9 protein-coding genes are annotated in these 10,197 nt (G+C 51.2%); 3 read left to right on the plus strand and 6 right to left on the minus strand.

From position 1 onward, the window contains the following. Nucleotides 1-49: 49 nt before the first annotated feature. From B3Z49_RS05650 to B3Z49_RS05670, 5 genes are all read right to left on the minus strand, one after another. Nucleotides 50-1,939: a bifunctional sugar phosphate isomerase/epimerase/4-hydroxyphenylpyruvate dioxygenase family protein gene (locus tag B3Z49_RS05650; RefSeq protein ID WP_296988762.1), complete on the minus strand. Its 1,890-nt coding sequence runs from the start codon at nt 1,937-1,939 to the stop codon at nt 50-52. Next, nucleotides 1,936-2,790: a shikimate dehydrogenase family protein gene (locus B3Z49_RS05655; protein ID WP_296988764.1), complete on the minus strand. Its 855-nt coding sequence runs from the start codon at nt 2,788-2,790 to the stop codon at nt 1,936-1,938. The genes B3Z49_RS05650 and B3Z49_RS05655 overlap by 4 nt, the downstream gene beginning before the upstream one ends. After that, complete coding sequence (locus B3Z49_RS05660; protein ID WP_296988766.1) at nt 2,787-4,298, minus strand: tripartite tricarboxylate transporter permease; 1,512 nt, start codon at nt 4,296-4,298, stop codon at nt 2,787-2,789. The genes B3Z49_RS05655 and B3Z49_RS05660 overlap by 4 nt, the downstream gene beginning before the upstream one ends. A gap of 3 nt (nt 4,299-4,301) precedes the next feature. Further along, a complete protein-coding gene (locus tag B3Z49_RS05665) occupies nt 4,302-4,796 on the minus strand; it encodes a tripartite tricarboxylate transporter TctB family protein (protein WP_296988769.1) in 495 nt (164 codons plus the stop codon). A gap of 73 nt (nt 4,797-4,869) precedes the next feature. Next, nucleotides 4,870-5,865: a Bug family tripartite tricarboxylate transporter substrate binding protein gene (locus B3Z49_RS05670; protein WP_296988771.1), complete on the minus strand. Its 996-nt coding sequence runs from the start codon at nt 5,863-5,865 to the stop codon at nt 4,870-4,872. Between the two features lie 201 nt (nt 5,866-6,066). On the opposite strand from B3Z49_RS05670, the gene B3Z49_RS05675 reads away from it, so the two are divergent. Next, the gene (locus B3Z49_RS05675; RefSeq protein WP_296988772.1) at nt 6,067-6,993 is read left to right on the plus strand and encodes a LysR family transcriptional regulator; all 927 of its coding nucleotides are present in this window, start codon (nt 6,067-6,069) and stop codon (nt 6,991-6,993) included. Nucleotides 6,994-7,203: 210 nt separating this feature from the next. On the opposite strand, the gene B3Z49_RS05680 is transcribed toward B3Z49_RS05675, so the two are convergent. Beyond that, nucleotides 7,204-8,034, minus strand: a complete 831-nt coding sequence (locus B3Z49_RS05680) for a 4'-phosphopantetheinyl transferase family protein (protein ID WP_296988775.1) — start codon at nt 8,032-8,034, stop codon at nt 7,204-7,206. A 135-nt stretch (nt 8,035-8,169) separates the two neighbouring features. On the opposite strand from B3Z49_RS05680, the gene B3Z49_RS05685 reads away from it, so the two are divergent. Together B3Z49_RS05685 and B3Z49_RS05690 are read left to right on the plus strand one after the other, a co-directional pair. Beyond that, nucleotides 8,170-8,739, plus strand: a complete 570-nt coding sequence (locus B3Z49_RS05685) for an RNA polymerase sigma factor (protein WP_296988778.1) — start codon at nt 8,170-8,172, stop codon at nt 8,737-8,739. 81 nt (nt 8,740-8,820) lie between these two features. Then, nucleotides 8,821-9,852: a FecR family protein gene (locus tag B3Z49_RS05690; protein WP_296988780.1), complete on the plus strand. Its 1,032-nt coding sequence runs from the start codon at nt 8,821-8,823 to the stop codon at nt 9,850-9,852. Nucleotides 9,853-10,197: the final 345 nt, after the last annotated feature.

Genomic DNA, 10,197 nt, shown 5'->3' on the forward strand with positions numbered 1-10,197 from the left:
CTTTCGGCACGTGCCGGAAAAATTATCGCACGTTATCGTATGTTGGCGACTATGCGCCGATCGGCGCTGATTTCATCAAACGCTTTTGGGCAGCAATGCGGAACGGTGCATTTGGCGCACCATAACCGCCATAGCCACCACAACGTTCAACAATCTCGAAAAAGAACCCGTCCGCGTGATTGGCACTGAAAATCTGAAAGAATTCGCCGTAATCGTCACGATCATAAAGAACGTTATATTGCCGAAGTTTTGCAACAAAATCCTCGGACAGGCTGAAACGTGCGGCAACGTCATCATAGTAGTTTGATGAAATCTCAAGCGGATGAAAACCCTTTACCACAAGGGATTTTGCCGTCGCGAAAATGTCATCACATCCAAGCGCCACATGCTGTACGGCGGACCCGAATGTCTCAGCAATGAAATGCCCGGCAAGTGTCTTGCGGCTTTCCGCCCCGTTGAGCGTTAAGCGCAAGGACCCGGTTTCATTTTCAATCACCTGGCTGCGCACCAATCCAGCCGGATCAACCACATCGACCATCGGCATTTTGTGCGTATTGAAAATCGATGTGTAAAACAGGATCCAGGTGAGCATTTCCTCATAATTCATCGTCTGGGCGATATGGTCCACCGACGTCAGACCAATTGGCGAAACTTCCGTATTCTCGCGACTAGGTTTGAACTCGGTTTCCCACATATGGGCAAGTTCGCTCTGATCATCGATGAAATGCATCAAACCGCCGCCAACACCCCGAATCGCCGGTATTTTCAACTCGCCGGGGCCAAGTGGCTGTTCAAAAATCGACGCCCCCAATACTTCGGCACGCTGGACCGTCGCCGCCGCATCATCGACCCGCAACCCGATATCGCAAACAGATGTGCCATGCATGATATAGGCCGCATGGGCGAACCCTTCGCGCTCGGTATTGATCAAAAGATTGATATTCCCCTGACGCCAAAGCGAAACGTTTTTTGAAACATGCTTTCCGCACAAAACAAACCCAAGGGTGCGGAAAATATCGGCAAGGTCTTCGGCTTCTTTTTCATCGGCGGTAAATTCGATGAACTCGATGCCTTTGACATTGATGCGATCGGCAATTTCAGGCGTGCTGATCTTGATATTGGGTTCGCGTCGGCGGACCTGATCCATCAGATAAACAAGCGACCGTTTGCCATCCACCGCAATCGCCTTGGGTGAACCGCCACGGAACTGGTCATTAAAGATTTCAAGCGACAAGGGCCCGTCATAACCGGTTGCCGCAACCGCCTGCATGAACTCCATGACCGGTAAGTCTCCTTCACCTGGCATGTTGCGGTAATGACGGCTCCAATGCAAAAGATCCATATCAATACGCGGCGCATCTGCAAGCTGGACAAAGAAAATCTTGTCGCCCGGAATGGCCCGGATCGAGTTGACATCCGTCCCCCGCGCCAGCGTATGAAAACTGTCGACGATCAGGCCAACATTGTCATGATTGGCACGGCGCACAATTTCCCAAGCGTCCCTGTGATCATTGATATGACGTCCCCATGCAAGGGCTTCATAGCCGATGCGAAGTCCGCGTTTTTGGGCCCGTTCGCCAAGTTCACGCAAATCATTTGCCGCCCGATCGATTCCGCCAAGCGATACCGGTGATACATTCGAACAAACCAGCATAAGGTCGGTTCCAAGTTCCTCCATCAAATCGAACTTGCGCTCGGCCCGATCGAACGCCTGAATGCAATGGTCGTCGGGCATGCCTTCAAAATCGCGGAATGGCTGAAACAAATAGATTTCCAACCCGTGATCACGGATCATTTTTGCGACATCGGCCGGGGTTCCGTCATAGGTCAGAAAATCGGTTTCGAAAATCTCCAGCCCGTCAAAGCCCGCCGCCGCAATAGCATGCAGTTTTTCACCGAGATCACCACTGATTGAGACGGTTGCAATTGAGGTTTTCATATCAATTCCCCCCCCACAGCGTCAGAGCTTTGCACCCCCGGCCAAAGTGCAAGATGGCGCATCTGGAATTCAAGTTGAGCCGTCGCCATTTCCTTGCCAGTCTGGACTTTGCGCCCCAAACGCTCCGCCGCCCTCAACAAAGCCGTTTCAGCGGGCTTGGTCACAACGTCGGCGACGATGCCGTCCTTGCGCACGACGATAGGATCAAACGGCAAGGGATCGTTTTGCTGCATGCCAAGCGCGGTCGCATTAATCGCAATATCGATGCTTTCGGGTGCATCGGGCGCTGTCAGGACAACCGAAACGTCTGGATAAACACGGGTAAGAGCGGCAAATATGTAATCGCGGCGTTTCTCGTCACGTTCGACGAGATAAAGCGTCGCAACACCGCTTTCGCATAAGGCATCGGCAATTGCCGCCCCGGCACCGCCGCCGCCGCCAACCAGCATTGCCGATTTGCCAGAAACCCCAACGCCATTGAGCTTCAGGGCTTCGATCATCGCCAACCCGTCAGTCATATCCCCGATCAGACGCCCGTCATCCAGACGGCGGATAATATTGACCGACGAAGACCGATGTGCGCGTCCGGTCAACTCATCGACAACGCGGAAAGCAGCCTGTTTGTGGGGAACCGTGATGGAACAACCCCCACAATTTTGCCAAGTCCGCAACAGGCGAAAGAACTCGTCTGCGGCGGCGGGCGGCGTATCAATAGCAAACATCACCGCATCAATCGATTGGCGTACGAACCATTCATTGATGGTCGGCGGCGTGCTGACCTGTGCCACCGGGTGACCAAACAGGGGATAACAAACCGTCGTGCCGGTGATGGTGGGCGTGGCAACGTTCATCGGACTTCTTTTCGTTTTGCGAGATAATCCATGACCCAGCGTTTCAGCGGTGTCTGTGACAGGATCATCAGGATCAGGGAAAGGGTCAGAACCAACGTGATCGGGTGTGAAACAAGGTTCCAAAGGAAGCTTCCAAGGTCACCACGGGCGGCAATCATGGTCCGACGATAATTGGTGTCCATCATCGGGCCTAGAATAACCCCCAGAATGACCGGCCCCACCTGAAAGCCATAAACCTTCATGAAATAGCCAACTACCCCGAACAAAAGCATCCAGTATATATGAACCGGGTTGTTCTGAATGGCATAGGTCCCGACCGCCGACAGCACGATAATCAACGGAATAAGGATCGCCTTCGGACATTCGACGATCTTGGTAAAAACTTTGATCCCCGTCAGGCCAAAGATCAGCAAAAAGATATTGGCCAGCGTCAGGTTCCCAACCGTAAACCAGAACAGGTGCGGTGTTTCCACCAGCATCAGCGGACCGGGCTTAAGGCCATGGATAAACAGTGCCCCGATAATGACAGCCGTCACCGCATCACCCGGAATGCCCAGCGTCAGCATCGGAATGAACGCACCACCAACCGCCGCATTGTTTGCGGTTTCCGGGGCAACCAGGCCTTCTTTTGCCCCTTTGCCAAATGGCACCTCGGGATTCTTGGTCGAGCGTTTTGCATGATCATAGGCCAGCAATGCGGCAATATCTCCGCCAGTCCCTGGTAAGGCCCCGATAATCGTCCCGATCCCGGACGTCCGGATGGCCAGCCAGAAGTATCTTTTAATGTCACGGAAACGCGGGATGATCCGGTCAATCTTTTGCTTTACGGCTTTAAGATCAAGCTGATGGAGCTGGACCAGTGCCTCGGCAACCCCGAAGAAACCAATCATCGCCGCGACATAGGGAATGCCACCCATCAAGTCGATCGACCCAAAGGTAAATCGCCCCTCTGCCGTCATTGGATCAAGACCTACCATTCCGATCAAAACCCCAAGCGCGCCGGAGAATACGCCCTTGGCAAAACTTTCCCCAGAAAGAGTTCCCACCAGAAGAATACCAATCAACCCTAGCAACAGATAGTCGCGCGACTGGAACAGAATGGCGAAATCGGAAATGACCGGCGCAAACAATGCCAGGGCCAGAATACCGATAAACCCGCCCATCACAGACATAACCGTCGTAAGACCGATGGCTTCCCCGGCCTCGCCACGCTTGGCCATGGGGTATCCTTCAAGGGCAGTTGCTATCGCACTCGGCGCGCCGGGAATATTTAGCAAAATCGCAGTGCGCGATCCGCCATAAACCCCGCCGACAAAAACACCTGCAATCAGGGCAAGGGCTTCGTTGACCGGCCATTTGAACGTAAATGAAATCAGGATGGAGGTCGCCATCGTGACCGAAAGGCCCGGAATGGCGCCGACATAAATCCCGGCTAGAGTTCCGAGTGCCGTCAGGCTCAACAACCACGGATCCATCCACGACATGGCAAAATTCGAAAGAATATCCATGGCTTAAAATAATCCTCTGAACCACTCGCCTTGGGGCAGAACGACCTGAAACACCACACGGAAAATGAAATAGATGCTGGCAAGGGATGCTGCAGTCACGCTGAGTGTGGCAAGGATGCCTTTGCCCCACAAATAGCTAAATGAAATCAGCAGGAACAACCCGGAACTGACGATAAACCCGAGCCATGGCATGCTGAAAAGATAGGCCGCCATTAAAACCAGAATAGCGAACTGCCGGAACGGCAAAACCTGTCGGAAAAAAAGGCGCAGCTCTTCAATCGTCCGGTGACTTGGCACAGATGACGTTGCCGTTTTGCACAGAATGATAAATGAACTCAACACCATGGTACCGGCGGCAAGCATCGGGAAAACGCCCGCGCTATGCGAACTTGAAAAGCCCGAAATTTCATATGCCTGCCAGAATGCGACGACGCTGAATACGGATATGATAACCGCAAAGACCAGCTCAGCGGGGCGTTCTGAGGGTGCGTTTGACATAAAGACCTCCCAAAGTCAGGGATAAGACAACCCCCGGCACCTTTTAACACCGGGGATGGTCTTGGGCGTTGGCTTACGGACGATCAATGCCCAGTTCTTCCGGGCTGATCTTTGCCGCACCGGTGTCAAACAGTACCCACGAGGTAACCTGTTGCCATTTTTTAAGGAAGGCATCTGCTTCATCACCGGAAATGTTCATCATAACATTACCGCGATTGCGCATCAGGGTTTTGAATTCTTCTGCGTCGGCTGCCTTGGCATAGACATCGACAAGTTTGTTGCGAATATCTTCGGGTACGTCACGCTTGATGAATACGCCATAGAACGGCCCCCATGGCAGATACTTTTCCATTTCCGGAACCGCATCGGTAATTGCCGGAACACCCGGAAGTGCATCAACCGGCTCCGTATTCACGACGGCAAGTGCGCGCATTTTACCCGCTTTGATCTGCTCCGCAGCCGCCGAAATACCCGCTGGCATAAAGTCAACTTCACCACCGAGCATCGCGGTCAGGCCGGGGCCTTCACCATCAAACGGAATGCCGATCACTTCAAAATCGGTTGCGTTTTTGATCAATGCGCCAACGGTACTCGGCAGGCCACCGGGACCGGTTGATCCCATAACGACATTGCCCGGATTGGCTTTAATATCAGCCAACAGGTCTTCCATGGTCTGGTACTTTGAATCCTGCGGAACCGTAATCACCGCAACGCCACGGCCCAGAATATTCACCGGATAGAACGACGCATAATCAAGATTGGTCAGGCCCATTACCGGATGAAGCTGCGGGTTTTCCGCCCCGTACAACAGGGTATAACCATCCGACGGTGCAGCATTTACGAACGAGGTCGAAAGCGCACCTGCACCCCCTGATTTGTTCAGCACGACAATCGGTTTACCAAGGGCTTCTTCGGCTGCCGGGTTAACGGCACGTGCAACCGTATCGGTCGCACCGCCTGCACCCCACATAACAACGCCAAGGACTTCGCGTTCCGGATAATCGGCCGCAAAGGCAGCAGACGACATGACTGAAAGAGCGGCAACCGCTCCCAGAAGTAATTTTTTCATAGTTTCCTCCCGTCGGCACACTGGTGCCGCGATGTGATCGTTTGAATTCCCACTGTCTGTCTGCGTCTTGCTTTTAATTTTCTGACGCGCAGTTGAGACTTATTAGAATTTGACAATTTCGAGACATTAACGCAAATACCAATTTGGAAGAAAAACATAACTTTTGGTTATAATTTGAGCATCATTACCGGTTTAACTGTCATGAACAAACGATCCGAAACCAGTCTAACCCTTCGCCAGATTGAGGTGATGCGTGCCGTGATGATTTCTGGTTCGATTACCGGTGCGTCAAAAATGCTTAATGTCTCCCAACCGGGCATCTCACGCACGATGAAGCATCTTGAAACCTCTTTGGGGGTTGCACTGTTTACCCGCACGGGCGGCCGTTATGTCCCAACCCCCGCTGCACAGCAGGTTTTCATGCAGATGCAGGAAATCGACAAAAAACTACGGGATCTGAATTTTTCGATTTCACAGCTCGAACGGGGGCATGACGTTAATGTGTCTTTGGCCTCGGTCCCAAGCATCGCCCATGTCATGGTCCCGCGTGCTGCTGCCGGGCTCAAGCGTCGCTATCCCGACATCCGGATGAATATCGAAATCCTCAAAATCGAAGAAGCAATCGACTTTCTTCTTTTGGGTAAAGGTGATTTCGTATGTATGAGCTATCGCTTCGACCATCCGTCAATCACGTTTGAACCGCTTGCCGAGGGTCATCTGGTGTGCGTGTGTCATCAGGATCATACTTTGGCCCAATATGCTTCAGTTTCGGCGGCTCAGATCGCGCAATGCCCCCTAATCGGCATCGACACCAATGATCCCTATGGCAGGGTTTTGTCGCAAATTTTTGATGAGCACGGTCTTGAATATCAGATTGAAATTCGTGCCCGGTTCGGCACCACCGTTTTGGGCCTTGTACAGCAGAACCTTGGCGTGGCCGTTCTGGATTGTTTCACTGTTGACGGACTGGAAGCTCGCGCCGCAGAACTCCGTGTGATCCCGATCAAGGAAAAAACGATCTTTTCCACATGGATTGCACGGCGCGACGACATCGAAATATCAAGCTTCTCGCAAACCTATATTGACATCCTCAGACAGGAAATGGCCGCCGTTTTCTCGGTAGACTAAGATGGCGATTGTTCATCCTATATCCTGACGAACACGTCTTTGCCGGAGCTATGGGTAATTACCCAAATGCATACCCCCGAATTATGACAATTCAGGCGAGTAAGTACTTCTGACTGATTTTGGAGGGGAAGATGAAGAGCGATGGAGCAGTGATGACATTCTGTAAACACTGCTGTCACGTACAATAAAGTCTGGCACCTTTCCTCCAGCCTAGAGCCGTTTCGCGCTTCGGGAAGAGATATTAGGGTTACGCCAACCAGTAAGTGCCCCCAGCCACCCGAAATCAATTTTTGTCTGTGCCGGAAACGTCATCGCCAACCATGCTTTGTCAATTGCCATAACTTGGGTCTGGTATTGCGTGAAGGTCTTGTAGCTCAATTTGAACCCTGCTCCCACTTCCGATACTGAGCTCGGCTCATACAGTTTTGGCGGCACAGTCATACCTGTTGTCAGTACCTTTCCCAAGCTTTCCCGTCCGACCCAAAGTATTGATGCAGCCTCATATTCATTCAGAGACAGTTTGAAGAAGTGCTGCCTTAAACGCGCGTTAACATCACTCAACACGGGCACAACATCGGCCTCAGCCAGGTTTTCAACATCAACGCCGATCGGGTGGCCTTTATGGTGAATAACGGCAACACAAATCTGGTCCGAATGAGAAATCGAAACACCAAGTTCACAACATCTGACAGATGCGCCCATAATAATAGGCTGGTGAAAGACACCACTGCCTATGGCGACATCATTTGGTGACACATCATCCAAATGACATTCCAAAGCAAGCTTCGCAGCCAATCGTCCTATCGTGAAACTGTCGCGTCGTTGAGGAAACTCGAAGGCCAGCCGTATTTGCTGTTCCTGTGTGTGCAGATATCTGTTCGCCAGACTTTCGATTTCCTCCTGACCAAGGCGTTGCCTATATATTATCGCAACGGTCGCTTTCAAAATGTCCGTGGCACCAAAGCTTCCGAAAGATCCATCCCGAGTTAATGCCAGTTTTTGCACGACGCAGCTTTCCGGAAACATGGTGTTTAACTTCATACTTTTCAGACTGCTTCTGTATGGGCCGACGCAAACGGTTGCTTTCCCAAGCTTTATTCAGGGAACCACACACATTCTCTGCACACAGGTGCAGGATGCAAACTTCATACGCCCAGCACAACTAATTAATTGCGAATGAGTATTATTTTTGATAACTCCTTAAAAACCCATCACCTTAGTCAGGTATGTGACTTGGCAATAACTGACCTCAAAAAACTCTTCCAGTCTCACCAAAGGGAATTGCAGATTTATCTGACGCGTCTTTTGCGTGATACGGATACAGCAATGGATCTGACACAGGAGACATTTTTGCGTGTGTCAGAACATGCCAGCCCCGATAAGGCAAACAAAGTCACCCATGTCCGTTCCTATCTGTACCGCGTTGCCCATAATCTTGCGATTGATCATGTCCGGGCACAAAAGCGAAACCCGGTCGCAGGCGCCAAAGACATTCCCCTTGATGTCATTCCCAATAATTCACCCTCGCCAGAACAGATCGTTGGGGGGCAATCGGAACTTGAATATGTACGTCGCGCGCTTGATGAGCTACCTGACAAAACGCGTAAAATCTTTACTCTTGTACGCATTGAAGGGCTGACCTATCGCGAAGCGGCCGAACAACTAGCTATTTCTGACAGTTCTGTTCAGAAACATGTCGCGCGCGCAATTGCCCATGTGATGAAGCGCATGCGGGAAGGCCGATAATGAAACTGCACAAAGTTTTTACGCATTTCTTGCAGTTTTATCGTCCAACAGATAAGGACGCTTTGTCCGAATTGTCGGCAAATGCAGGTTGGTAACGTGAGCCAAATGCGAGAAACACAGAAAAACATTGATCTGACCGCGGCCAATTGGGTTGCGAAACTGGTCAATGGCGACCTCAGCGCATTTGAGCATGAAGAGCTCAATGTTTGGTTGGATGCAGCGCCGGAAAACCAGCAAGCTTTCATAGAGGCCAATAACGCGCTTGCTGTAATGGATGATGCGATCAAATCGACAGATCGCACAACCGAGAGTCCTTCATCAGAGGTTGTTGAGCTTAAGCATCTGGCAAAACCGCCATCCAAAGCCTCGCTGGCAAAGAATCGTCGCTGGGGCTACGTCGCACTTGCCGCAAGTTTTCTGCTGGCGATTGCTTCAACCCGCGTTATGGTTGGTGACCTGATCGTTTTCCTAAGTGCTGATTACCACACTGCTGTTGGGGAAGTTCGGGCCATTACACTTGAGGATGGTAGCATCGTCACCCTGGGACCCGATAGTGCAATAGCGGTTCAGTTTACCGATCAAACCCGAAATATCGCATTGATTAGCGGACTTGCAGACTTTCAAGCGGTCCCGGTGGAACATGCGGACAAGCGTGTTTTCACCGTCACCTCGCCGCATGGCCAGGTGCAGGCTTTGGGCACACGGTTTATCGTTAACAGTTTTGATGGCCACACCAATGTGGCCGTGCTGGAACATCAGGTTGAAGTCAAACCGAACTCGGCAACATCAAAACAAATAGCGATTTTGGCGGAAAATCAGGCCGCTCGTTATAACCGCCGTTCAATCAGCCCAGTTTCGACAATCAATCCTGAAAGGGCGCTTAGTTGGCAAAAAGGCAAGCTGATATTTGATCGCGTTACTCTGCGCGAAGTTGTCTCGGAATTCTCACGGTATCAGCGCGGCAAAATCATGATTGCGAACGAGGCTGCGGCACGCAAGCTTGTCAGTGGTGTCTTCGATATGACCGATCCTCAGGCTGGACTTGAACTGATTTCACGGGAACTTGGTGTCCAAAATATCTCGATAACACCCCTAATGACCGTTATTTACTGAGCATAGCAGCAATCTGAAAAGCCCGGATTTCTTCGGTTTCCGGTCTTTATCGACACAAAAATCAAAAAAACTGAAATTTATCTTACTGAGTCTGAACGCAAATCCCGTCTCACCCAACACAAGCAAATGACAATCATTTGCGTTTTGGGAAAAAACTTTCGAGAATGGGGGTCTGCGTAATGCAGGTAATAAAAACCGGCAAAGCTGGATTGGTAAACGGGTTTGGCCATCGTCTGGCACATAGTGTCAGCTTGGTCGCATTGGCTGCGGGTATTTTTGTTGCTGGAGTATCCACGCCTGCAGCCGCACAGCAAAATACAGAAACACAAAGTGACGCAGCATCCG

It is taken from the genome of Thalassospira sp. UBA1131, assembly GCF_002311515.1.
In the GTDB taxonomy this organism is placed as follows: Bacteria; Pseudomonadota; Alphaproteobacteria; order Rhodospirillales; family Thalassospiraceae; genus Thalassospira.